Genomic DNA, 23,611 nt, shown 5'->3' with positions numbered 1-23,611 from the left:
AAGCTTCGCGCGACAATTCGTTACGAGCCGAGGTTTGCTTTTGTATCAGCCCGCTGCAAGGGCCTGTGGCGGGGCAGATACAATTTTTTCGAGGATTTACGCCCTAATGACGTTCTCCCCCCGCCTTGCCACCCAGGTTTCCGTGCTTGCGCTCGCTGCGACGGCTGTTGCGCCGGCTTTGGCCCAGGAAGACCCCGACGCCGCTCCGCTGATCAGCCAGACATCCGATCCGGTTGAGCCGGACCAGGGCAACACCATCATCGTTACCGCAGATCGTATTCGCGGTTCGGTTGATACCGACGTGCCCCCGGTGATCGAATTAACCGAGGCGGACATCGCATCTTATGGTGCGGATTCGCTGACCGACCTGATCGCGCAGCTTGCCCCACAGACCGGTTCCGGGCGCGGTCGCGGTGAGGGGCGGCCTGTGATCCTGGTCAACGGGGAACGCATTGCCAGCTTCCGCGAACTGCGCCGTTACCCGCCGGAGGCGATCCAGAAGGTGGAAGTCTTCCCGGAAGAGGTCGCGCTGCAATTCGGTTACCGGGCCGACCAGCGGGTCATCAACTTCATCCTGAAAGACAATTTCTCCAGCCGCGAGGTCGAGCTGGAATATGGCGGCTCGCTGGAAGGCGGGGCCGAGAATGGCGAGATCGAAGTCTCGCAACTCGTCATCGCTGGCCCGCGCAGGTTCAATATTGCGGCGGAGATCAACGCAAGTTCGATGCTGACCGAGGACGAGCGCGATATTGTCCAGACGCCCGGCAGCCAGCCGACCGTTGCGACCGACCCGAATCCTGCACCTTTCCGCAGCTTGCGAGGGTCGGGCCAGTCCTACGAGTTGGAAGGGTCCTTTAACACCGCGATAAGCGAGGGCGCGAATGCCAAGGCGATTTCGCTCAACCTGTCGGCGGCGCAAACCTATTCGCGCTCGCTTTCAGGGTTGGAGATCGTCACGCTGACCGATGGTGCGGACAGCGAGATTCGGGCGATCGATGCCGATCCACTGACCCGCCTTTCGCGCACGACCACGGTTTCGGGCGGCGGTTCCTATCGCGAAACGCTCGGCGATTTCGATTTCGACCTCACCGCCGATATCAGCCATGTCGAAAGCGAGAGCGATATCGACATCCGGCGCGACCTTACCGTGCTGCAGGATCAGGTCGATGCCAACACGCTGGAGATCGACGGCCAGCTTCCGGCCATTTCGCCCCTAGGCTTCGATCGCGCGTCCAGCCGGACGACGACTGCCGCGGGCCGCTCGACCTTGCGTGGCAGCCCTTTCACCATGCCTGCGGGCGAGGTGAACATGACGCTCGCGGCAGGTTACGACTGGACGCAGGTGGTAAGCGAGGACACGCGCAGCGGTCTGGGCCAGAACGTACTGAAGCGTGGCGACATCAACGGACAGGCGAACCTCAACATTCCGCTGGCGAGCGAGCGGGAGGGCTTCCTCGGCGCTCTGGGAGAACTCAACCTCAATCTCGCGGGCGATATCAACCACTTTTCGGACTTCGGCACGCTGACCGGATCGACAGTCGGGCTCACGTGGGAGCCGCTTGACGGGCTAACGCTGAGTGCCACCCGGATTGCGCGAGAAGCAGCGCCGGGGCTGTCGGCGCTGGGCGACCCGACGATCCAGACCTTCAATGTGCCCGTGTTCGACTTCGCGACCGGCGACAGCGTGCTTGCCACCGTGACCACCGGCGGCAACCCCCTGCTGCCGGCATCGAGCCAGACCGATTACAAGTTTAGTGCGAACTACGAACTGGGGCTGTTCGACCGGTCGAACATCCTTGTCGAATATTTCGACAACAGCGCGAAGAACACGACTGAAAGCTTCCCGCTGCTGACCTCCGAAATCGAAGCGGCGTTTCCCGACCGCGTGACCCGCGACAGCGGCGGCAATCTGGTGGCGCTCGACCAGCGACCGATCACCTATGCCGAGCGCAGCAGCAAGCGGCTTCGCTATGGTATCAACCTGTTCGGCCGCGTCGGTCCCGAGCCGGACCAGAGTGGCAGCGGTGGAGGAGGCCGCGGGGGCCGCTTTGGCGCAGCGGCTGCATCCGGCAGTGGTGCCGGATCGACGAGCGGCCCACCTGCAGGTGGTGCTGGCCCTATGGGGCGCGAGCAATTCCAGCAGATGCGCGAGCAATTTTGCGCGACCGAGCCGGGCACCGTGCCCGATCTCTCGCAGGTCCCGCCTTTTATTCGTGATCGCTTGACCAACGAGGACGGTACGGTGAACACCGAGCGGCTGGCTCAGGCGCGCGAGCGTATCTGCAGCGGCGATGGCCCCGGTGCGGGCGGACCGGGCGGATTCGACCCTGCGCAGGTCGCCGCCATTCGCGAAACGCTTTGCGTTGCACCCGGCGGCGATGCCCCGCTCGACATCTCGAAATTGCCTGAGCGCCTGCGACAGCGCCTGACCAATGAAGATGGCTCGCTCAACGAAGAACGGCTTGCGCGCCTTCGCGAGGGGATTTGCCAAGGTGATAACGCCGAGAACACCCAAGCCGGCGAGGGCCAGCGAGGCGGCGGTGGTCGTAGCGGCGGCGGTCGTCGTCGCGGCGGTGGCGGACCCTTTGGTGGTGGCGACGGGCAGGGGCGCTGGAACCTCGCGCTCTATCACTCGATCGAGTTCGAGAACACGGCCCTGATCGCACCGGGTGTGCCCGTGCTCGACTTCCTCGATGGCGATGCCTCGGGCCAGTCGGGCGGCGTGCCGCGTCACCAGATCGAACTGGAAGGCGGCTTGTTCTACAAGGGTATCGGTACGCGCCTGAGCGGCAACTACCAGAGCGCAACGCGCGTCGACGGTAACGACCTGACAGGTTCGCAGGACCTCTATTTCGGCGATCTCGTCACCTTCGACCTGCGCGTATTTATGAACCTGGAACAGCAGGGATGGCTGACCGGCGACAATCCGGGCTTCTTCAAGGGCGCGCGCCTGTCGCTGAGGGTCGATAACCTGTTCAACACCCGGCAGGAGGTGGTCGACGGCAACGGCGACACGCCGATCCGTTTCCAGCCTGCGCTGATCGACCCGCTGGGTCGGACGGTCTCGGTGGAATTCCGCAAGCTTTTCTAGCGGTCAGGTGGCGTATGCGGGGCGTGCAGCCTATCTAGGCGCGCATGCCCCGTACACCGGCAGACACCAAGGCCAATCGCCCGCATGATCCGCGCGGCAAGGAGCGCTTCAACGAGGAGCGCGCCGCCTATACGGTCGCGAGTGCGCAGCCAGACCTGGAGGCCGGCGTCAAGGCGATCCGCGAGACGGTGAGGACTCTGCCGCCGCGCCCCGGCGTGTACCGCATGCTCGATGCGCGCGGCGACGTACTCTACGTCGGCAAGGCGCGTAGCCTGAAAGCGCGGGTGGCGAATTACACGCAGGTGGCCGCGCTTTCCAATCGGTTGCAGCGGATGGTCAGCCAGACGCGCAGCATGGAGATCGTCACCACGAATAGCGAGGCAGGTGCGCTGCTGCTCGAAGCGCAATTCATCAAGCGCTACCGCCCGCCGTTCAACGTCCTGCTGCGCGACGACAAGAGCTTCCCTTTCATCCTGCTGCGCGCCGACCACGCCTTTCCCCGCATCCACAAGCATCGCGGTGCGCGCCGTGCCAAGGGCAATTATTATGGCCCTTTCGCCAGCGCGGGCAGTGTCAACAAGACGCTTAATGCGCTGCAGAAACTGTTCCTGCTGAGGTCTTGCACGGACAGCTTTTTCAACAATCGCGACCGGCCGTGCCTGCTTTACCAGATAAAGCGTTGCTCGGGCCCCTGCGTAGGCCGGATCGACGAGGCAGGCTACGACGAGCTGGTGCGGCAGGCGAAGGATTTCCTCGGCGGGAAGTCCTCCTCCGTGCAGACCGATCTGGAACGCCAGATGGCGGAAGCGGCCGAAAAGCTCGACTTCGAAACCGCCGCGATCCTGCGCGACCGGCTGCGCGCGGCGACTTTCATTCAGGGTGCGCAGGCTGTGAACGCCACTGGCGTGGGTGATGCGGATGTCTTCGCACTCGCCGCCAAGGGCGGACAGATTGCAGTGCAGGCCTTCTTTATCCGGGGCGGGCAGAACTGGGGCCACCGCGCCTTCTTCCCCACCCATACTCAGGATGTAGACAAGGACGAGGTGCTCGCCCGCGTCATCATGCAGTTCTATGAGGAGGTGCCGCCACCGCGCACAGTGCTGGTGGACCGCGACCTGCCGGAAGCCGAACTTCTGGCGCAGGCGCTATGCGAAGCGGCGGAGCACAAGGTCGAAATTTCAGTGCCCCAGCGCGGCGACCGGCGGCGGCTGATGGAGCAGGCCCAGCGCAATGCAGTCGATGCGCTCGACCGGCGGCTGGCGGAGACGGGCACCAAGGCGAAGCTCAACCGCGAACTCGCCGAATTCCTGGAGTTGGAAGAGCCGCCCCAGCGGATCGAAGTCTACGACAACTCGCATATCCAGGGCGCGAAGGCGGTGGGCGCGATGGTGGTTGCGGGCCCCGAAGGTTTCGAGAAAAACCAGTACCGCAAGTTCAACATCAAGACCGCGCAGACCAACGACGATTTCGGGATGATGCGCGAGGTCATGCAGCGACGCTTCCGCAACCTGGCGGAGAATCCCGACGGGGAGGAGGGCAAGCGCAACAGTCACGAAACCGTGTGGCCCGATCTGGTCCTGATCGACGGGGGTAAGGGCCAGATGTCTTCCGTGCGCAATACGCTGGCCGAGATGGGGATCGAGGATGTCCCGCTGATCGCCATCGCCAAGGGCCCCGATCACGGCCGCGAGGGCCGCGAGGTATTCCACTTCCCCGACGGGCGGGAGAAGACGCTGCCGGTCAATTCACCGCTGCTGTTTCACCTCCAGAACCTGCGTGATGAGGTTCACCGCTATGTCATCGGTGCGCACCGGGCGAAGCGCAGCCGCGCGATTACCGCCTCACCGCTGGACGAGATTCCGGGCATCGGCCCGGCCCGCAAGCGCGCGCTGTTGCTGCATTTCGGCACCGCGAGCAAGGTGCGGGCCGCTGCGCTCGACGATCTGAAACGAGCGCCGGGCATCAGCGATGCAGTGGCGCAGCAGGTTTTCGATTTCTACCACGCCGGGTCGTAAGGCGATCGAGTATCTGGAAGACTTCGCGGAAAGGCTGTAAGCAAGGAGCCAATTCCTTTCCTTCAGGACCGGTTTTCTACAGTACAGATGCGGACGACCTCACCCATGCAGACCGTCATCCGCAGCCTGCGCGGTCCTGGCTTGCAGGAGGACTGGCGGAGTTCCCGCGCGGTCCTGTGGATGGCAGCGGCCTTCGCGATTGCGGTGGCGCTGATCCCTGCGCTCACCGGCGAATGGCAGCAGCAGGCGCTTGCCGAGCTCTCCGGCCTCGCCTCACGCTATTTCGCCGAAGGTGGACTGGCGGGTTTCGCGCTTGGTGGCGCAAGCGCAGCGGGATGGGGCCTTTTGCTGTCCAGCAACGCGCTGATCATCATCGCTGCGTGGTTCGCGCTTGAAAGCGCCTTGGTTGGCTGGCCAAAGAACCTCAAATGGATCGGATTCATCATCGCGGTGCAGGTCGGCATGGTCGGCGTCTATTTCTTCGCCAACCCCTATATCCAGATGGTCCTTCCGGTGGGGCTGTTCGACCCGCTGTTATCCCTGCGGTCCGATGTGTTGCCGCAAAGCCTGCGGTTCGTGTTCGATATCCTGCTGGCAATCCTCGTGATCCTGATCCGCGGTTTTTTCAATTACTGGAAACACCGCGCGAGCCACGAGATTCCCTTTCTGTGGCATTTCCACGCGGTACATCACAGTATCGAGGACCTGGATGCCGTGACCGATATTGCCCATCCGGTCGACGACCTGCTGGGGCGGGCGGCGACTATCATCATGGCGGCGCTGATCGGCTTCGAGTACCAGACTTTCGCGGTGCTGGTCGCGCTGCACACGGTTTACGGGCAGCTGCACCACACGCGCGCACCGCTCAACCTCGGGCCGCTGGGCAAGATCATTGTCGATCGCAATTTCCACCTTACGCACCACAGCATCGACCCGAAATATTTCGACCGGAACTACAGCGGATCGCTGGTCCTCTACGACAAGCTGTTCGGCACCTATGAGGCGCCCGACGACAAGCCGATAACCACCGGTATTCCGGGCCACCACCAGCCTGCAAACGTCTGGGAGTTCGCGACGGCCCGTCTGCGCCCGCGCGACTGAGCGATCAGGCCTTGCCTGCCTTCAGACGCCGTTCCTGAAAGGCGAAGCGTGCCGCTTCGCCGACATCGCCCTGGAACGACACGTTCACCGCGCCGCCGATCACCGATCCGACCAGCGGGACCACAGCGCCTACGCGGCGGCGGAACAGGGCGATGGCAAGCGCGCGGGATACGCGCTCCACTGCCTGTTCGATGATCGGCTCGATCTCGTCAGCGGGCATTTCTGTCAGGTTTCCGTCGGAGCCGATGCCAGCTTCCAGCGCGGCAAGCCTTTCGGCACGGAGCGTTTTGTCGTTGAGGCCCGCCAGCTCCAGCACCTGCAGGCGGAACAGCCGCTCGCGCGCGCCCTTGCCATCGTACCCATAGGCGCGGCCCGTATCGCGGATACAGCGCAGGGCCAGCGCGAGGGTCGCGGGGATGTCGAGCCCCATGGTCAGGATGCCGCCGATGCCCGATGCCGCGCCGGTCGTGCCGCTGATCGCGCGGGTGGCAATGGCGACGCGTTCGGCGGCGTTCTGGCAGGCTGCGAGATCGCTCAGGTCGTGGTCGAACCTGACCAGTTGCGGCGCACCGATTGCCTGGTCGATGCCTTGCAACACCCCGCGGACGAGCCCGCTGGGCACGAAGCCTGCGACCGCCCCGCCGACGGGATTCGTTATTATCTCGAACCCGCGCCCGATGATGGAGGGGCGGGAATTGCGGTAGGCCTGTTGCTGCTTCTCGAAATCCATGCCTCGCGAACGGGCAGACCCCGCCCGCGTTCCGCAATCAACCCCTGTTGCCGCTTTTTGGAGGCGGTTCAGTTTTCCACGCGCTTCAGATCGAGATCGTGGAAGTCGTAAGAAAAGTCGGTCAGATCGGAGATCGCCTTCATCTTCATCCCGGTCACCTTGCCGTTCTCGACCGTGAAATCGACAAAAGCATCGGCCTTCAATGAGCTGTCCGGCCAGAAAGCGGCGAACCGGTCTTTTTCGTAGTGGGTCAGGTCGCCATCCAGGATTTCGCTGCGGCCCATGTCTATGAAGAGACCGTCGCCCTGCATGCGGATGCGGACCTCGCCGTACCACGGATCGCGATAGGTCCCCACATATGCCGACAGCGGCAGGCTGGGCGGTGCGGCACCTTCGGGCGTGCCGGTCGCCGTGTCGGCGATCAGCTGCGTGCCTGCCGCTTCGGCCTTCGCGAATGCGCCACCCCAATCGGTAATAAAATCGTTTTCGGGGTGGCCCAGAAGCGCCACCGCGACGTGATAGTTGAAGGTGGAAGGCGCGCTGCGATAATCATTGCTCGCGCTGAACAGCACGAGGTTGTCTTCCGGGATGATCATGAAATTGCTGACCACACCGGGTGCTCCCCCGCCGTGGCTGACGAGCAGGCGGCCTGCAAAATCCTGCGTGAACCACCCCAGCGAGTAGGCCGAAAGGTGAGACAGGCCTGCTGCACGCAGCCTCCCACTCACGCCGGTCGGCGTCACCCCCTGCCACACTTCGCGCACCTGCTTCTCGCTCAGCAGGCGTTTGCCGCCTTCGGTCACGCCTTCGTCGAGCCAGAAGCGGCCCCAGGTCATCATGCCATCCGTGTTGCACCAGATGCCGCCCGCAGCGCTCCATGTTTCCGAAAACGCGAGCCGTTCGTCGATGGGAACGCCTGCCTCCGCGCCAGCCGCGCGCTCGTGCCCGGTCACGAACGGCGCCCCTGCCGGGATCCGACTTTTGTCGGCCACGCATTGGCCCATGCCGACCGGGACGAGGATTTCGTCAGTCACGAATTCCGCCCAGCTCTTGCCGGAGACACGCTCCACGATTTCGCCCGCCACGATGTAGAGCAGGTTGTCGTAGGCATATTCGGAGCGGAAAGCCGAGCTTGGGCGAAGGTGCGGCAGGGCCGCGATAATATCTTCCGGCTTCGCGTCTCCATCCGGCCAGATCAGCAAGTCGCCCGCGCCTAGCGGTAGGCCGGATCGGTGAGTCAGCGCATCGCGCACGGTGAATTCTTCGCTGACCCACGGGTCCCACATCGCAAATTCGGGGATGTAGGTGCGAACGGGTGCGTCCCAGTCGACTTCGCCCCGGTCGACGAGGATTGCGAGCGCGGTGGTGGTGAAAGCCTTGGATATGCTGGCGATCGGAAACAGCATGTCCTGCGTCACCGGTCGATTGGTGCCTTCTTCGGCGAGCCCTTGGGCGCCCTGCCAAACGGTCTCTCCATCGATCGAAACGGCCGCGACCATTCCGGTCGAATCATAGGCCTGCATCGTGCGCTGGAGTGCCGCGTCGTAATCGACCGATGCAGTTGCATCGGCAGCGGGCTGTGCCTGGGGCGCCTGCTCGGCCGCATTGAGGGGTGCTGCGGCGAAGAGTGCGGTGGGGAGGAGCAGCAAGGCTCCGGTCCTGGCGAAGTTCATGCGTGTAATGCTCCCGTTATCGCCTCGTTATGCCGATATTGGGGGCCCTAGCCAACGGCCGATTGAAGGTGAGCTGTGTCAGTTCGGCTTAGGCCGCCGTTTGCGCATCATCCCTTCCTGCGCGACGCTGGCCACCAGCGTGCCGCCTTCGGTAAAGATGCGCCCGCGATTATAGCCACGCCCGCTCCCCGACCAGGGGCTGTCGGTATCGTAGAGTAGCCATTCGTCGGCGCGCGCCGGTGCGTGGAACCAGATCGCGTGGTCGAGGCTGGCGCCGACCAGTTCGTTCCTCATCCAAGAAAGGCCATGCGCAATGGCCGCCGTGCCCAGCAGCGTATAATCGCTGGCATAGGCGATCACGGCGCGATGCAGGGCCGGATCGTCCGGCAGGGCGCCGACCGTCTTGAACCAGGTTTGCGACTTGGGCTCGCGCGGTTCGTTATGCATCCAGTGCAGGCCATCGACCGGGCGCATTTCGATCGGGCGCGGGCGCAGCATGAAGCGGCGCTGGCCCTCGCTCATCTGGTCGAGCTTGTCGGCGAAGATTTCGCGCCGCAACTTCTGGTCGGATTTGAGCTCAGAGGGATCGGGGACATGCGGGAAGGGCATGTTCTCGTGCGAGAGCCCTTGTTCGTGCGCCTGGAAACTCGCGGTAAGGTTCAGGATCGGGGTTCCGTCCTGGCTGGCAACGGCACGGCGGTTGGCGAAGCTGCGGCCATCGAAATCGCGCGCAATATCGTAGGTGATCGGCGGACCTTCTTCGCCGCCGCGCAGGAAGTAGGCATGCAGCGAGTGCGCTTCCTTGCCATCGGTGATGCTCGCCTGCGCTGCCTGCAGCCCCTGTGCGATAACCTGGCCGCCGAAAACGCGACCGATCCCGTCGACTTGCGGCTTGCCACGGAAACGGTCGGTGTCGATGCGTTCGACCGTCAGCAGGTCGACAAGTTGCGCGGTAAGCTCTGCCGGATCGACGGGATCGTGTTCGCTGAAATCGGTGCTGTCGGATGTGGTTTCGGTCATGTCCCGTCTGTGCGGGCCCTTTCCGCAAGCGTCAAGCGTCGCCGCGTTGCCATTGCTGCCAGCCATAGCCGGCCAGACCGATTGCGATGAACAATTCGCGATATTCGGTGCTGTCGTATGGCATAACCATGGTGTCTCCCCAAACGAGGTGGAGGACCTGCGCGAGCACGACCCACGATGTCAGCGCACACCATAATATCTTTTCGCCGCGCGAAGCGGCAGTCGCGGCAAAGGCAAAGCAGGCGGCCAAGCCTATCCAGAACGCCGCCTGCACGGGCAGCAAGGTCCAGTGGCTGTAGGTGAAGATCAGCATCGGCGCCGATAGAGCGGCAACCGTGCGAGTGGGCAGTAACGGGAAGATGGCCCGAAAAGCAGGCCATCGGCCCAGCGCGCTCTCGCGCAGCAAGGGAATGAACATCAGGAATATCCCGGTGCCCGCGTATAGCGCTAGCTCGGCGATGTCCGTCTGGAAGTTGTGCAGGTTGAACTCTCCCTGCCAATTGCGCGCGGCAACGCTTTCAGGCGCGTCGAAACCAATTTGGCGCTGAAGCCAGCTGACCTCTTCACCCGCCATGACGAAGAACAGGAAGCAGAGTGCGGCTGCGCCAAGCGCCCGGAGCCGATGGGATTTTGGGGTACTGCGCAATTCCTTGCGCAGGCTTAATGCCATCAGGGTAGAGGCAAAGATCAGCAGCAGCGCACTGAGCCACTCGATCGCGCTGTCTTCGGCGCCAACCCTTGCATAAGCAACCGGACTGGCGAGGAGCAGTCCTGCCGCTGCAACCGAGAGCGCAGCGATCGCCCAAGAGACGCGGCGAGCTCCCGCCGACACTGGCTCGGGGCGGAGGCCGGTGCGCCACAATGCCGCGACCATGGCCAGACACAAAACCGCATTTACCGAACGGCGGAACCAGTGCCATTCGTCATGCAGCGGTACTTCCTCGCGCGCAAAGTGCCAGCCGAAGAAAGCCTGCTCGAACGCAGACATTCCGATCAGGTACACGCCAAGTAATGCTGCCGCCGCCAGCGCGATCGGGGTGGTACTCTTCACCGCTCGTCCTTCCAGCGAAGGCCCAGCAGCTTTGCCGCCACGCCTCCGCGCACGAAAAGCAGGTCAAGCAGGGATGACGCGGGCTCTGCACCCATCTCTGTCTTATAACCTGCGTCCCCGACACCCCAGCTTACGCGGGTGATGCCATCCGCAGCTGCATGGGCAAAATCGTCGTATAGCAAGACCCGGCCCGGGCCGAACTTGGTGAAGCGGTCGTCGAAGTTATTGGCGATGTAATAGCGCGTGTCGCCCGCTTCGACCCCAAAGGTAAAGGCTGCGGGCGTCTCGCCCAGCCACAGGATACTGCCGAAGAGCTTGGCGGCGAGCCGGGGATCGCTGCATAACCCTTCCCAATAGGCACGCATTGTCTGGTCACTGAACTTCGTGTCGCCGCCATCGTCGAGCTTGCCGAGCCAGCTTGCCTCCTCGATCGCGGCCATCGCATCGCGGTGCGAGGCGGTCCAATCGAGCCCAGTGAAGAATTCCACCCGTAACTTTCCGTGGCGTTCTTCCAGCCTGCGTTTGCGCCAGCGGTTCTTGCGCTGTGTCTTGCTGCTTGGCCATTTGCCATTCGCAGCGGGGGCAAGATCGAGCTCGAACACGGTCCCGAGCTGTCGGGCAAGCACAGTCCAGCCAGCCTCGCGAGCGGCGGGGAGGAGGGTGGCGAGGGCTGGATCATCCGCCTCGACCGGGCCGAGCCTCCAAATGCGGCCCAACCGGCCGCGTTGTGCTTCCATTGCTGCAGCCAGGCTATCGACCGATGCGTCCGCAGCGATCGGGACGGAGCAATAGGGCCAGTAGCAGCCCGCAATCTCGCGAACAGACAATGGACCAAGTCGGCGTTCGACAAGCGGGAAAGCCGCGATTGCCTGGGCATCCTCGTCGCTAAGCAGCACAGTCTCGGACTCTCTGGCATCGGCGGTAAACCATTTGCCACGCAGGAACGACCTGCGCGGATCGTCTGCCTCGGCCAGAGCGTCAATCTGCGAGAGTGTGTTGGCCTTCGCCGCTATGGGGCTCAGTGCATTCATTTTGCTGCGATGGGCGGCGGAGGAGGCCCGAATACCTTATACCAAGCGCGGTAGCCGATACTCTTTGCCTTGTTGGAACCCGGCCAGCGCCTGGGCGGGGCGGGGTCCAGCCCGGCGCGACGCAGCACGGCATTGAAGCACCGTGCACCAGCCTCGTCATAGCTCCAGTCCGACCGCCATGTGATGCTGAGCGAGATCGAGCTTTCCGGACCGTTCCTGACGAAGTGCGGCGCCATGACGGGCACGAACAGCGCCTCGCCCGGCCCGATCGGATAATCGGTGCCGCCGCTGGCAAGCTCTTCGTGCCACACAAGTTCGCGCGGGCCACCAAGGTGATAGCTTTCGTGCATCAGGTCGGGCGCATAGCGCGCGTCGCCTGCAGGAAACTGCGTCATTGCCTTGCTGCCCTGCAATTGCAGCAGGATGTTGTGCTCGGGGTCGAAATGGTAGGGAGTCACCGCATCGGGGCTGGAGATGAACACGAAGGCCTGTGGGTGCAGCATCGCGCCCGTTTTCGCTTCGATGGCGGGCCGCAGTTCCTCTAGTAAGGCAAGCAGCAGCGCGCGATATGACTCATCCTGCTCGATATTCTTGAGCACCGCCCACGAATTGGTCTCGGCAATCCGATGAATGGTGTCCTGGATGCTCAACCCTGTCTGTTCGGGCTTACCATCGACACCGATCGGCAGGTCGCCGCGATTATATTCGATCGCGCTTTCCGGTAGCCTACCGGCGAGTTCGGCCAATGCGTCAAGCTGCAACAGCGGGTGGTCGCGCAGCCGATGTTCCAGCACCAGCGGTTGTTCGGGATAGGCAGCGGCGAATGCGGCGCGCGAACTTGCGGGGAACACGGCGTCGGTTGTGGGCGCATCGTTGTGAAGCAGTTTAGTTGGGGCGTTCATGGGCGATCTTTCCCTGCGATCTTGCGGGCTTCGTAAGCGATGAGTTGCGCGCCGAGCGTGCGGCGGCATCGCCCCCCAATGGCGACATTGCGGGCAACGACACTACGCTGGCCGCGCCAGAAATGGTCGATCATCGGGTGGTCGGGTGCGGCGCAGCTGTCGCACCACGCGACATCATCGCGCGCCAACAAATCGAGATTTTCCTTTTGCAGGAGCACTCCGGGAGAAAAGCGAGCATAGCGCTCGTCAAAGGCGGTTTTGAAGCTGAAGGTCCCGGGCGGGCTGAGGAAGGTGGCGAGCATGGCGATGGGTTCACCGTCGAGCGTCAGAGAGAGACCTTCCACCCGGCCGAGCCGTGCGGCGCCGAGCAGGCTCTCGCGGAAAAAGCGCGCGCGTGCGGGATCGCCTGCAAGCGAAGAGCCTGCACGGCCTTTCCAGCTTGCCGCTTCGAGCGCAAGAAACCGGTCGGCGAATATTTCCACCGCTTCGGGATCGCTCGCGCGTTCGACCGAAAGGCTGCCCTGTTCACCAAGGCGCCGGGCCTGCCGGCGCAGCTCCTTGCGTTTCTTGTTCGGCAGCGACTGCGCGAAGTAGTCTTCCGGCGACAGATCGGAGGAGAGCAGGGCGCGTTCTTCCCGCTCAACCACATCGACGACCCGCGCTTCCTCCTGCGCGACAACATCCAACGCGGTATCCGGGGCGCATCCTTCGGGCATGGTCGGCAGATGCAGGAAGCAGGCGAGCCCGGCGTGATCGTCGACCCAGCGGAGCAATTCTCTCCAGAACATCGCTTCGAAGCCGCGCGCCACCAGCGGTACGCCGCAAAAGGCATTGTCATGCAGCCAGACCGACAGGTTCGGCACGGGGCGACGATAATAGGACCTGGCGAACGCGAGCGGTACCAGCCCTGCCAGCTTTCCGTCGAGCCGCATCTGGGCGATCAGCACCTGGCCTTGCGGGTCGAAGGCATGCAGCGAAGGGGTAAGAAACCACCGCTCGAAGAAAGAGTTAGGCTCGCTGGCCGCGAGGCCGAGCATGTCCCACTCTGCATCCTCAGGCATAGCTTTTGGCCAGGGCGCGACAACGAACTGCGGCGCAGAACCGCTCGCATCGTCGAATTGAGTATCCACCAAGACCATCGAAGCCCGCCGCCTGTTTGCGCTTTCCAGCCCTTACCGAGGCGTTAAGCCTAAGGCGGAAAGCCTAGGATTTGCTTAAATGCAGACAGGTCTCAGGGCCGGGGCGTATAAAAGAAAGGGCGCGGCCCCTGACTGGAACCGCGCCCCCCTGGTGTTGGGTTTGGTGTTGTCCGGCTTAGCCGGCAGCACCTGCCGCCAGCGCGGCCAGCAACAGCAGCGCGACGATATTGGTGATCTTGATCATCGGGTTCACCGCCGGACCGGCAGTGTCCTTGTACGGATCGCCCACGGTGTCACCGGTGACCGCAGCATGATGCGCCTCGGATCCCTTGCCGCCGTGGTTGCCATCCTCGATGTACTTCTTGGCGTTATCCCACGCACCGCCGCCCGCGGTCATGGAAAGCGCGACGAACAGGCCGCCCACGATCACGCCCAGCAACAATGCGCCGAGTGCCGCGAAGCCGTTTGCCTGGCCGGCAATCAGCGTGATCACGAAATACACGACGATCGGCGTGAGCACTGGCAGCATCGAGGGCACGATCATTTCCTTGATCGCGGCCTTGGTCACCAGATCCACCGTCTTGGCATAGTTCGGCTTGCTGGTGCCCTTCATGATGCCGGGGTCGGCGGCGAACTGGTCGCGCACGTCCTTCACCACGTCGCCAGCAGCACGTCCCACTGCGGTCATGCCCATCGCGCCGAACAGGTAGGGCAGCAATGCGCCCAGCAGCAGGCCAACGATCACATACGGGTTCTCGAGGCTGAAATTGACCTCGATATCGGGGAAGAACTCCGCGAGGTCGGTGGTGTAGGCCGCGAACAGCACGAGTGCCGCGAGGCCCGCCGAACCGATGGCATAGCCCTTGGTCACGGCCTTGGTGGTGTTGCCCACCGCGTCGAGCGCGTCGGTCTTCTCGCGCACGCTGTCGTCCAGCCCCGCCATTTCGGCAATGCCGCCCGCATTGTCGGTCACCGGACCATATGCGTCGAGCGCCACGACCATCCCGGCCAGCGCCAGCATCGCGGTCGCCGCATAAGCAATCCCGATCAGGCCTGCGAGCATGTAGGCGATGATGATCCCGGCAACGATCACCAGCGTGGGCAGCGCGGTCGCTTCCAGCGAAATCGCGAGGCCCTGGATCACGTTGGTGCCGTGGCCCGTTTCCGATGCCTTGGCGATCGAGCGGACCGGGCGATACTCGGTGCCCGTGTAGTACTCGGTGATCCAGATGATCAGGCCGGTGATCAGCAGGCCGAGCATGGAGGCCCAGAACAGGTCCATGCCGTTGAAGCTGGCCAGCTCACCTCCGCCAAGTTCCGTGTTCATGTCGCCGAGCGCCCAGCTCATGACCCCGTAGATCGCCGGAATCGCGAGCACGGCGGTTACGATGAAACCCTTGTACATCGCGCCCATGATATTGGGCTTGCGGCCCAGCTTCACGAAATAGGTCCCAATGATTGAGGTGACGATGCACGCACCGCCGATCAGCAGCGGCAATGCCATCAGCGGCAGCAGCAGGTCGCCTGCGGTGCGCAGCAGAAGCGCGGTCAGCACCATGGTGGCGCCCACGGTGACCACATAGGTTTCGAACAGGTCGGCGGCCATGCCCGCGCAGTCGCCCACATTGTCGCCCACGTTATCCGCGATCACCGCGGGGTTGCGGGGGTCATCCTCGGGAATGCCCGCTTCCACCTTGCCGACGAGGTCCGCGCCCACGTCCGCCGCCTTGGTGAAGATACCGCCACCCAGACGCGCGAAGATCGAGATCAGCGATGCACCGAAGGCGAGGCCGACGAGCCCGTCCACGACTTCGCGGCTGTTCGCTTCGAAGCCGAGAGGCCCGGCTAGGATGTAGAAGAACACCGCGATGGCCAGCAGGGCGAGGCCTGCCACCAGCATGCCGGTGATCGCGCCCGCACGGAACGCCAGCGTCAGGCCCTGCTGCAATCCGCTTTGCGCGGCGGCGGCCGTGCGCACGTTGGAGCGGACCGAGATGTTCATCCCGATATAGCCAGCCACGCCGGACAGGATCGCACCGATCAGGAAGCCGACGGCCGGGATCCAGTCGAGAAACACGAAAACCAGCACTGCAACCACGACACCGACGATGGCGATCGTGGTGTACTGGCGGTTCAGGTAGGCGGCAGCGCCTTCCTGGATCGCGGCGGCGATTTCCTGCATCTTCTCGTTGCCGGCCCCGGCACCAAGAACCTGTCGGCTCGTAAAAATTCCGTAGATGATGGCTAGCAGACCAAGTCCGATAGCGACGAGAACGAGTTCCACGCCTTATTTCTCCCCCAGTTATATACCGAATAGCATCCGGTTTGCTCGCCCTTGTCTACGGGCAATTCAAGGTGTGCATGGCTATAAGGGCTCGGCCCAAGGCGCAAGCCCTGCTTGCATTTCTGCACATCTGGCAGGGTCGGCGCCGAAGGTCACCCGGCCTCGTTCAGTGGCGATAGCCTAGTTTGTCGCTGTCACTCACGGCCGTTCCATCGAGGATGACAGGTGCAGCACCGCGTTGTGCGACCGCGCCGATCCGCGCCGCATCGATGGGAAGATCGGTGCCGTCCGGGGCGGTGAAAAGCAGTGCGTAATCGTCGCCCCAGCGCAGCGCATCGGCGCGGCGGGTTTCGGGCGCGGCGAGGGGCACGGCGGCGCTATCCAGTGAGAATGAGACGCTGCTGGCCTCGGCCATGCGCCACGCATCGAGCAGGAGCCCGTCGGACACGTCCATCATGGCAGATACATGCGGTGCCAGCGCTCGGCCTTGAACCAAAAGCGGGGCTGGGCGGGTGAAAGGCGCGGTATCGGCATCGCCGCCCTGCGTCAGAGCCTCGAACCCCATCATTGCACCGCCGATAGCTCCGCATAAGAATACTCCATCACCCGGCTGTGCGCCGCTGCGCGAGGGGACGGGTATGTGCGTCGCGCGGCCGAGTGCGGTGAGGCTGAAAGTACTCGGGCCATCGGATTTGACGGTATCGCCGCCGAGCAGAGGCACGTCGAAGGCGATCAGCGCGGCTTCGAGACCCTTCAGAAACGCCGCATCATTGGCTCCGAGCGAATAGCCGAGCAGTACGCCGAGAGGCTCTGCACCCTTCGCCGCCAAGTCCGACAGGTTCACCGCGACAAGTTTCCACGCGACATCCGCCAACGACTGTTCGCGCGGCCAGTGAACGCTTTCGACCATCATGTCCTTGGTCAGGACCAACGTCTCATTGCCCAACTTGAGCACCGCAGCATCGTCGGCCAGCCCGCGCGCGGATTCGCTATTCGCGAGAGCGCGCAGTGCAGCGATGAAATCGAGCTCGTTCATGTCATGCTACCTGCCGTTCGCCTCGAGCGAAGTCGAGAGGCGGTAACCTCAGCGTTTCTCGATTGCGCTCGACACGAACGGATGCTGGTGACTAACCCCTAACAGCCTTGGCCACTGCGTCGAGCACGCCATTGGCGAACTTGGCTTCGCGATCGTCGAAGAAGGCTTTCGCGACATCGACATACTCGCTGATGACCGCTCCCGTCGGGATGTCGGCGCGTGCGATCAGCTCGTAAGCGCCGCAGCGCAAAACCTGCAGCAGCGTCTTGTCGAGTCGCTTGAGGCTCCATCCTTCGGCCAGCTTTGCTTCCAGGGCCGCGTCGATTTCTTCGCCACGCGCATCCACGCCGCGCACGATATCGTCGAAGAACGGCACCTCCGCCTCGGCATAGGTATCGCCCTCGATCTCGCGCCCCAGCCGGTGCTGGTGGAATTCGTCGAGCAGTTTCGGCAGGGGAGTGCCCTCCATCTCGCGCTGGTAGAGCGCCTGGACGGCTGCGAGACGAGCGGCGGAGCGGGCAGTGCTTCTGGACATTATTTCAATCGCAATCTGATGGACTGGGCGTGGGCTGGAAGCCCCTCGGCTTCAGCGAGGGTGATGGCGGCAGGGCCGATGGCGGCCAGCGCATCTTCGCCCGCCTCGATAAAGCTGGTCCGTTTCATGAAGTCGAGCACGGAAAGGCCGCTGGCGAAGCGGGCGCGGCGCCCTGTGGGCAGCACGTGGTTGGGCCCCGCGATATAATCGCCGACCGCTTCGGGCACCATACGGCCAAGGAACACGCTGCCTGCATGGCGCAGCTGTGCGAACAGTGCCTCGGGATCGTCGACCGCCAGCTCGACATGCTCTGCGGCGAGCCGGTTGGCGAGCGGGATTGCATCGTCGAGGCTGGCGACGGTAATGATCGCGCCGTGTGAGTCCCACGCGGCACGCGCGGTCTTGCCGGTGGCGAGCATGGCCGCCTGCACATCGACCTGGTCTTCGACTTGCGCGGCGAAATCGGCACTGTCGGTGATGAGGATCGATTGCGAGCTTGGGTCATGCTCGGCTTGGCTGAGCAGGTCGGCGGCGATCCATGCGGGGTCGTTCTTGTCGTCCGCGATGACGAGGATTTCGCTCGGCCCCGCGATCATGTCGATCCCGACCGTGCCGAAAACCTGCCGCTTGGCTTCCGCGACCCACGCATTGCCGGGGCCGGTAATGACATCGACCGGCGCGATCTTTTCCGTGCCGTAGGCGAGTGCGGCAATCGCCTGCGCTCCGCCGACGCGCCAGATCTCGTCGATGCCTGCGATGTGCGCGGCCGCCAGCACCAGCGGGTTCATCTCGCCCTTGGGTGTCGGGGTGACCGCAACCAGACGCTCCACGCCCGCGACCCGTGCAGGGATGGCGTTCATCAGCAAGGAAGAGGGGTAGGCCGCGCGTCCGCCGGGGACGTAGAGCCCCGCCGCGTCGACAGCATTCCAGCGATGCCCGAGCCGGACCCCTGCATCGTCAGTGAAATCTCGCCCGCCCGGTTTTTGTGCCTCATGGTAGGCGCGGATGCGCGACGCCGCGAGGTCGAGCGCATTGCGCAGATCCGCGTCCAGTTCCTCGTAAGCGCGCTCGCACCGCCACGAGGGAACGCGCCAATCTTCGTCGCTTGAGAAGTGATGGCCGTCGAGCTTCATGGTCAGCTCGGCCAGCGCCTTGTCGCCATGCGCGCGGACCTTGGCGATGATCTCGGCCACGTCGCGGCTGACATTCTGCTCGCTCTCGCGACGCGCATTGACCACGCGATCGAATTGGTCGGAAAAATCGGGGGCGTTGGCGTCTAAGATCTGCATCAGGCGGCGGCCTTCGCTTGCGCGCGCTGTTCGGCCTCGCTGCGGAACGCCTCGACCAAGTCTGCCACTCGGCTGTCGGTTTTCAATGCGGCACGGTTCACGATCAGGCGCGCGGTGATGTCCACGATCCGCATGGTTTCGACCAGTCCGTTTTCCCGCAGGGTCGTGCCGGTGGACACAAGGTCCACGATACGGCGCGCGAGGCCCAGCGAGGGCGCGAGTTCCATCGCCCCGTTCAGCTTGACGCATTCGGCCTGGATGCCGTGCTTTTCAAAATGGCGGCGGGTGATGTTGGGGTATTTGGTCGCGACGCGCACATGGCTTTCGCCGTCGACTTCGCGTTCATCATCCGCGCGCTTGGCCACTGCGAGGTGGCAATGTCCGATATCGAGATCGACCGGCGCATAGAGGTCCGAATAGTCGAATTCCTCTATTACGTCGGAACCGACGATCCCGATCTGTGCGGCGCCATGCGCCACGAATGTCGCCACATCGAACGCGCGCACGCGGATCAGGCGCAGATCCTCGCGTGCCGTTGCGAAGCACAGTGCACGGTTGGCCTTGTCGTGGAAGCCTGCCTCGGGCACGACGCCCGCACGCTCCATCACGGGCAGGGCATCGTCGAGCAGTCGGCCCTTGGGCACGGCGAAAGTGAGGTCGCTCTGCGGCATGGAGCGCCAGATAGGGCGGACGAAGCGAAAGGGCAATTGCACGAAGACTATGGCAGGCGGCAAAGCGAAGTACGAGGTTGTCGATCCGCAGGCAAAAGGGTTCGAGGCGGTGCAGCGCGCATTCGCCAATCAGGTCGCCTACTGTAGCGATAATGGTGCGCCCATCACTGCCGCCATCTGTCAGGCCTTGCACGATCTGCTGGAGACAGAGCGGGGCGGGGCGGTGATGCGCCGGGTCCGCAAATGGGCGGGTGCGCCGCTGGCCGATGCGCTGCCTTTGCGCGTGGCTGGCGGGCTGCATGCGCTTCATCTTGGCGGGGAGGACGATGCGCTCTCGGCGATCTATCTCGACCAGCGGGTGAGCAATCCGGCGGAGATCGTCGCCGATGCGATCGAACGGCACGAGGCGTTCCTGATGCCGTGGCTCGACGGCCCGCCCCAAACCAACGAAGCTGGCCGCAGTTGGGCCTATGCCGCCGCGATGCTGTGGCTCGCGGACAAGGGGCTTCCCGCGCAGTTCGCACTCAACGAGATCGGGTCGAGCGCCGGGATCAACTTGATGCTGCGGCGATACTTTTTCGATCTGGGCGGGGTGACCGCCGGACCGAGTGGCGCGCAAATGAGGCTTGCCCCCGAATGGCGAGGTCCGCCGCCGCCCGCGCGGAAATACGATATTGTCGGCGCGCGCGGATGCGACGTGAAACCGGTCGACCTGACCGATCCCGCGCAGGCACTGCGGCTGAAGGCCTATATCTGGCCCGAATTTACCGAGCGCTTTGCGCGCATGGATGCGGCGATTGCAGCCGCCAACACGATGCCGCCCGAAGTGGAGCGCGAATCCGCCGATGCTTTTGTCGAACGCGTGCTGGCCGAACCGGCAGAGGCGGGCGTGACGCGGGTCATCATGCACTCGGTCGTGTGGCAGTACGTACCCGAATACCAGCGCGAATTCGTGACGAAAGCAATAGAGGCGGCAGGCGAGAAAGCGACCGCCGACGCTCCGCTCGCATGGGTCTCGCTCGAAGCCAATCGCGACACGCACCGGCACGAGTTGTCCGTGCGCTATTGGGCCGGTGACAAGGCCGATGGCAAAGACTGGCAGCGGCTGGCGGTCGCCCACCCGCATGGCAGCTGGGTGGAATGGGAAGCAGGTTAGGCTGTTCGCCCCAGGAATGCCTCCATCGCCGCATTGACCTTTTGCGGCGCTTCCCACGGCACGAAATGTCCGCAGCCCGCGACCTGCTCGATAGTCAGGTCGTCGATGATGTCTTCCATGCCCACGAGATTACCGGGCGGCAGGGCGATATCGTCCATCGCCCAGATCACGAGTGTGGGGATCGTCAGCTTGGGAAGCTGCGGCGCCTTGTAATCCGCTGGAAGCTCGAACGGGGCGTCCATTGGCGGCACGATCACCGGGCTTGCCCGGTACCAGTTGAGCATGCCGAAGGCGGCGGCGCGGTCCTGCCATTCCTCCAGCAGCTTGTTCCGCTCCTCGTCGTCCATGCCGGAAGAGCGGTCCCACTTCACTTCCTTCATCAGGATGCCGACGAGGCCTTTCTCGCGAACGAGGTCGTCATTCGCGGTGTTGCGGAAGCCCCGCATGTACTGGCTGCTTTCGCGCTGGTACGGATCGGTGAAGAGCAGTTTCTGGAAGATCGCAGGGTGCGGCGCATTGGCGATAATGCAGCGGCTGACGCGACCGGTGCCTGCGCCGCTCTGCCCCGCCAGTGCCACGCCCCACGCGATGGCGCCGCCCCAGTCGTGCCCGACGATGGTGAAATCGTCGACACCCAGTTCGGCAGCGAGCAGGAAGATATCGCCGATCAGCTTGTCGGGCGTGTATTCGGAAACCTCGCGCGGCTTGGACGATCCGCGATAGCCACGCTGGTCGGGCGCGATGCAACGATAGCGGTCGGAGAAATGCGCGATCTGGTTGCGCCAGGTCCGATGGCTTTCGGGGAAGCCATGCAGGAAGATCAGCACAGGAGCATCGCGCGGTCCCTCGTCGACCACATCCAGCTCGATCCCGTTCGCCAGCGTTACGCGCGTCTGTTCCATGCTCATCCTTCTGCTTCGACCTTGTCCATATATCCGTTGGCAACCATCGCCGCGACCTGATCGAACAGCTGGTCGGGGGTCCGGCGCATCTCGCCCATCGCTTCTTCGAAACCCTTTGCAAGGATAATCTCGCGCTGGCCAAGGGTAATGGCATTGAGGATATCCGTCGCGACTGTGTTCGGGTCGAGGCCATCGTCGATGGCCTTGTCGCTCTTGCCGCGTGCCGTACCGCTGGCGGTCAGGGCATTGCGGCTGACATTGGTCGCGACCGACCCGGGGCAGACCACGTGCACGCCGATGCCAGTCTGCGACAGTTCGCCACGCAGGGCATCGGCATAACCGATCAGCCCGTGCTTGGCGGCGCAATAGGCTGTGCGCAGCGGCACGCCGACCTTGCCCGCGATCGAGGAAATGAACACGAGGTGCTTGGGCTCGTCCTTACTGGCCTGTTCGACCAGGTTGGGCAGCAATGCCTGCACCGCCGCGATCTGCGCGGTCAGGTCGATCTCGATAATGTCCCGGTAGACCTGCATCGCGGTTTGCGTTGCGCGGCTGCGCTGCGAAATCCCCGCATTGGCCACGAAAAGGTCGATACCGCCGCGCCATGCAATCGCCTTCTCGGTGGCGGCATGCATCGCGGCCTCGTCACGCACATCGAACGGCAGGATCAGTGTTTCGGTGTCGCATGTGTCAGCAATATCGCGCAGACGCGCTTCGTCGCGGCCCGAGAGGATCACGTGTGTGCCTCGGTTTGCTGCCTCTCGCGCAAGTGCGGCGCCGATCCCGGACGAAGCTCCGGTGATCCACGCGGTCTTCCCGCTGAAATGCCCTGTCATGTGTCCTCCCCGTTCGTGTTCGTCACGGATAGGTGACAGTCTTGGGCACTTCCGGCAGCGGAATCCACTCTTTCTCGTCGCCCGGCACCTTGGCGAAGCGGCCTTCGCGCCAGTCTTCCTTCGCCTGCTGGATGCGATCCCGCTCCGAGCTGACGAAGTTCCACCAGACATGGCGCGGGTTTGAGAAACTCTCCCCGCCCAGCAGCATCACGCGCGCACCCTTCTGTGATCTCAGGGCAGGCGCATCGCCCGGTTTGATGACGACAAGCGTGTAGAGCGGAAGGTCCATACCATCGAGTGTCGCCTCCCCATCCACCACCATCACTGCGCGTTCGTCCGCCGGGGAATCGATGGGCAGCTGGCCACCGGGAGCCAGCACGATCTCGGCATAGATCGTATCGGCATAGGTCGTGGTCGACGCACGCTGGCCCCAGAGCTCGCCCATGATGACGATGGCGCGCGCGCCGCCATCTTCGATCACCGGAAGGTCGTCCACCGCCTCGAACGCCGGGTCGATCTCTTCGCATCCGTCGGGCAGTGCAAGCCAGGTCTGCATGCCGAACATTTTCGGCCCGCCCTTGCGCTCGTTTTCTGGCGAGCGTTCGGAATGGACGATGCCGCTGCCAGCGGTCATCAGGTTCACCGTGCCGGGGCGAATGGTCGAAAACGTGCCGATGCTGTCGCGGTGATCGATTGCGCCATCGAACAGCCAGGTGACCGTGGCGAGGTTGATATGCGGGTGCGGGCGGACATCCATCCCGCCGCCTGCAGGCAGGTGCGCGGGGCCGAACTCATCGACGAAGATGAAGGGCCCGACCATGCGGCGCTCGCGCGAAGGCAGCGCACGACGAACCTGGAAATCGCCGAGGTCGTGGTTGGTCGGCGTGATGGTCGCTTCGATGGGGCCCGAAATCATGTCGTCGTCTCCGGCGCAGTGGCCTTGATAGCCAGCGCATGCACACGATCACCCGGAATATCGCCCAGCGCCCCGTTGACCATGCGCTGGCGTGCGAGACGCGATTTGTGCGCGAAGGCGGGGGCTTCGATCAGGATCGTGAAATGCGATTCCCCGCTGCCATCGTCGCCCATGTGGCCGCGATGCTTTGCGCTGTCGTTGACGATCTCCAGCGATGTCGGCGCGAAGGCCTC

The 23,611-nt window shown here is 63.8% G+C and carries 20 protein-coding genes; 4 read left to right on the top strand and 16 right to left on the bottom strand.

Annotated features, from left to right (window positions below; all coding sequences use genetic code 11):
* Positions 1 to 106 precede the first annotated feature (106 nt).
* From ACEQXE_RS11225 to ACEQXE_RS11215, 3 genes are all read left to right on the top strand, one after another.
* Positions 107 to 3,091, top strand: coding sequence for a hypothetical protein (locus ACEQXE_RS11225; RefSeq protein WP_370179375.1), 2,985 nt, complete (start codon positions 107 to 109; stop codon positions 3,089 to 3,091).
* 44 nt (positions 3,092 to 3,135) lie between these two features.
* The gene (uvrC, locus tag ACEQXE_RS11220; RefSeq protein ID WP_370179373.1) at positions 3,136 to 5,106 is read left to right on the top strand and encodes an excinuclease ABC subunit UvrC; all 1,971 of its coding nucleotides are present in this window, start codon (positions 3,136 to 3,138) and stop codon (positions 5,104 to 5,106) included.
* Between the two features lie 105 nt (positions 5,107 to 5,211).
* Positions 5,212 to 6,207, top strand: a complete 996-nt coding sequence (locus ACEQXE_RS11215; RefSeq protein WP_370179371.1) for a sterol desaturase family protein — start codon at positions 5,212 to 5,214, stop codon at positions 6,205 to 6,207.
* 4 nt (positions 6,208 to 6,211) lie between these two features.
* Here ACEQXE_RS11215 and ACEQXE_RS11210 read toward each other — a convergent pair whose 3' ends face one another.
* The 12 genes from ACEQXE_RS11210 to hisG form a co-directional block, all read right to left on the bottom strand.
* Positions 6,212 to 6,937 (bottom strand): EcsC family protein, encoded by a 726-nt coding sequence (locus ACEQXE_RS11210; RefSeq protein ID WP_370179369.1) that lies wholly within the window; start codon positions 6,935 to 6,937, stop codon positions 6,212 to 6,214.
* A gap of 68 nt (positions 6,938 to 7,005) precedes the next feature.
* A complete protein-coding gene (locus tag ACEQXE_RS11205) occupies positions 7,006 to 8,610 on the bottom strand; it encodes a serine hydrolase (protein ID WP_370179367.1) in 1,605 nt (534 codons plus the stop codon).
* 78 nt (positions 8,611 to 8,688) lie between these two features.
* Complete coding sequence (locus tag ACEQXE_RS11200) at positions 8,689 to 9,630, bottom strand: acyl-CoA thioesterase (RefSeq protein ID WP_370179366.1); 942 nt, start codon at positions 9,628 to 9,630, stop codon at positions 8,689 to 8,691.
* A gap of 31 nt (positions 9,631 to 9,661) precedes the next feature.
* Positions 9,662 to 10,681, bottom strand: a complete 1,020-nt coding sequence (locus ACEQXE_RS11195) for a hypothetical protein (protein ID WP_370179364.1) — start codon at positions 10,679 to 10,681, stop codon at positions 9,662 to 9,664.
* Positions 10,678 to 11,712: a GNAT family N-acetyltransferase gene (locus tag ACEQXE_RS11190; RefSeq protein ID WP_370179362.1), complete on the bottom strand. Its 1,035-nt coding sequence runs from the start codon at positions 11,710 to 11,712 to the stop codon at positions 10,678 to 10,680. The genes ACEQXE_RS11195 and ACEQXE_RS11190 overlap by 4 nt, the downstream gene beginning before the upstream one ends.
* Entirely contained in the window at positions 11,709 to 12,614 is a 906-nt protein-coding gene (locus ACEQXE_RS11185; protein ID WP_370179360.1) for a transcriptional regulator, read from the bottom strand. The genes ACEQXE_RS11190 and ACEQXE_RS11185 overlap by 4 nt, the downstream gene beginning before the upstream one ends.
* Entirely contained in the window at positions 12,611 to 13,753 is a 1,143-nt protein-coding gene (locus ACEQXE_RS11180) for a GNAT family N-acetyltransferase (protein ID WP_370179358.1), read from the bottom strand. The genes ACEQXE_RS11185 and ACEQXE_RS11180 overlap by 4 nt, the downstream gene beginning before the upstream one ends.
* Before the next feature lie 175 nt (positions 13,754 to 13,928).
* Positions 13,929 to 16,037, bottom strand: coding sequence for a sodium-translocating pyrophosphatase (locus ACEQXE_RS11175; RefSeq protein WP_370179356.1), 2,109 nt, complete (start codon positions 16,035 to 16,037; stop codon positions 13,929 to 13,931).
* A 166-nt stretch (positions 16,038 to 16,203) separates the two neighbouring features.
* The gene (gene thiL, locus ACEQXE_RS11170; protein WP_370179354.1) at positions 16,204 to 17,073 is read right to left on the bottom strand and encodes a thiamine-phosphate kinase; all 870 of its coding nucleotides are present in this window, start codon (positions 17,071 to 17,073) and stop codon (positions 16,204 to 16,206) included.
* A gap of 91 nt (positions 17,074 to 17,164) precedes the next feature.
* Complete coding sequence (gene nusB, locus ACEQXE_RS11165) at positions 17,165 to 17,608, bottom strand: transcription antitermination factor NusB (protein WP_370179352.1); 444 nt, start codon at positions 17,606 to 17,608, stop codon at positions 17,165 to 17,167.
* Entirely contained in the window at positions 17,608 to 18,897 is a 1,290-nt protein-coding gene (gene hisD, locus ACEQXE_RS11160; RefSeq protein ID WP_370179351.1) for a histidinol dehydrogenase, read from the bottom strand. The genes nusB and hisD overlap by 1 nt, the downstream gene beginning before the upstream one ends.
* Positions 18,897 to 19,568 (bottom strand): ATP phosphoribosyltransferase, encoded by a 672-nt coding sequence (gene hisG, locus ACEQXE_RS11155; RefSeq protein WP_370179349.1) that lies wholly within the window; start codon positions 19,566 to 19,568, stop codon positions 18,897 to 18,899. The genes hisD and hisG overlap by 1 nt, the downstream gene beginning before the upstream one ends.
* Positions 19,569 to 19,617: 49 nt before the next feature.
* Between hisG and ACEQXE_RS11150 the strand changes: the two genes are divergently transcribed.
* A complete protein-coding gene (locus tag ACEQXE_RS11150) occupies positions 19,618 to 20,724 on the top strand; it encodes a DUF2332 domain-containing protein (RefSeq protein WP_370179347.1) in 1,107 nt (368 codons plus the stop codon).
* Here ACEQXE_RS11150 and ACEQXE_RS11145 read toward each other — a convergent pair.
* The 4 genes from ACEQXE_RS11145 to ACEQXE_RS11130 form a co-directional block, all read right to left on the bottom strand.
* Positions 20,721 to 21,632 (bottom strand): alpha/beta fold hydrolase, encoded by a 912-nt coding sequence (locus ACEQXE_RS11145; RefSeq protein WP_370179345.1) that lies wholly within the window; start codon positions 21,630 to 21,632, stop codon positions 20,721 to 20,723. The two genes, ACEQXE_RS11150 and ACEQXE_RS11145, sit on opposite strands and share 4 nt — an antisense overlap.
* The gene (locus ACEQXE_RS11140) at positions 21,629 to 22,462 is read right to left on the bottom strand and encodes an SDR family NAD(P)-dependent oxidoreductase (protein ID WP_370179343.1); all 834 of its coding nucleotides are present in this window, start codon (positions 22,460 to 22,462) and stop codon (positions 21,629 to 21,631) included. Before ACEQXE_RS11140 ends, ACEQXE_RS11145 begins: the two co-directional genes overlap by 4 nt.
* Before the next feature lie 22 nt (positions 22,463 to 22,484).
* Positions 22,485 to 23,378: a pirin family protein gene (locus ACEQXE_RS11135; protein WP_370179342.1), complete on the bottom strand. Its 894-nt coding sequence runs from the start codon at positions 23,376 to 23,378 to the stop codon at positions 22,485 to 22,487.
* A partial coding sequence (locus ACEQXE_RS11130; protein ID WP_370179341.1) for a BolA family protein occupies positions 23,375 to 23,611 on the bottom strand: 237 nt, incomplete at its 5' end. The genes ACEQXE_RS11135 and ACEQXE_RS11130, both read right to left, overlap by 4 nt.

This window comes from Alteriqipengyuania sp., from assembly GCF_964222115.1.
Taxonomy (GTDB): Bacteria; Pseudomonadota; Alphaproteobacteria; order Sphingomonadales; family Sphingomonadaceae; genus Alteriqipengyuania.
Note: the sequence above shows the minus strand (reverse complement) of the source record. Positions and strands in the feature narration are given on the sequence as shown.

Excerpts from the sequence above, each read along its gene's own strand:
- ACEQXE_RS11215 (WP_370179371.1), top strand. The coding sequence starts at position 5,212 with ATGCAGACCGTCATCCGCAGCCTGCGCGGTCCTGGCTTGCAGGAGGAC.
- ACEQXE_RS11180 (WP_370179358.1), bottom strand. The coding sequence starts at position 13,753 with ATGGTCTTGGTGGATACTCAATTCGACGATGCGAGCGGTTCTGCGCCG.
- thiL (WP_370179354.1), bottom strand. The coding sequence starts at position 17,073 with ATGAACGAGCTCGATTTCATCGCTGCACTGCGCGCTCTCGCGAATAGC.
- nusB (WP_370179352.1), bottom strand. The coding sequence starts at position 17,608 with ATGTCCAGAAGCACTGCCCGCTCCGCCGCTCGTCTCGCAGCCGTCCAG.
- ACEQXE_RS11145 (WP_370179345.1), bottom strand. The coding sequence starts at position 21,632 with ATGAGCATGGAACAGACGCGCGTAACGCTGGCGAACGGGATCGAGCTG.
- ACEQXE_RS11205 (WP_370179367.1), bottom strand. The coding sequence starts at position 8,610 with ATGAACTTCGCCAGGACCGGAGCCTTGCTGCTCCTCCCCACCGCACTC.
- hisD (WP_370179351.1), bottom strand. The coding sequence starts at position 18,897 with ATGCAGATCTTAGACGCCAACGCCCCCGATTTTTCCGACCAATTCGAT.
- ACEQXE_RS11140 (WP_370179343.1), bottom strand. The coding sequence starts at position 22,462 with ATGACAGGGCATTTCAGCGGGAAGACCGCGTGGATCACCGGAGCTTCG.
- uvrC (WP_370179373.1), top strand. The coding sequence starts at position 3,136 with ATGCCCCGTACACCGGCAGACACCAAGGCCAATCGCCCGCATGATCCG.
- ACEQXE_RS11150 (WP_370179347.1), top strand. The coding sequence starts at position 19,618 with ATGGCAGGCGGCAAAGCGAAGTACGAGGTTGTCGATCCGCAGGCAAAA.
- ACEQXE_RS11190 (WP_370179362.1), bottom strand. The coding sequence starts at position 11,712 with ATGAATGCACTGAGCCCCATAGCGGCGAAGGCCAACACACTCTCGCAG.
- ACEQXE_RS11200 (WP_370179366.1), bottom strand. The coding sequence starts at position 9,630 with ATGACCGAAACCACATCCGACAGCACCGATTTCAGCGAACACGATCCC.
- ACEQXE_RS11185 (WP_370179360.1), bottom strand. The coding sequence starts at position 12,614 with ATGAACGCCCCAACTAAACTGCTTCACAACGATGCGCCCACAACCGAC.
- ACEQXE_RS11135 (WP_370179342.1), bottom strand. The coding sequence starts at position 23,378 with ATGATTTCGGGCCCCATCGAAGCGACCATCACGCCGACCAACCACGAC.
- hisG (WP_370179349.1), bottom strand. The coding sequence starts at position 19,568 with ATGCCGCAGAGCGACCTCACTTTCGCCGTGCCCAAGGGCCGACTGCTC.
- ACEQXE_RS11225 (WP_370179375.1), top strand. The coding sequence starts at position 107 with ATGACGTTCTCCCCCCGCCTTGCCACCCAGGTTTCCGTGCTTGCGCTC.
- ACEQXE_RS11210 (WP_370179369.1), bottom strand. The coding sequence starts at position 6,937 with ATGGATTTCGAGAAGCAGCAACAGGCCTACCGCAATTCCCGCCCCTCC.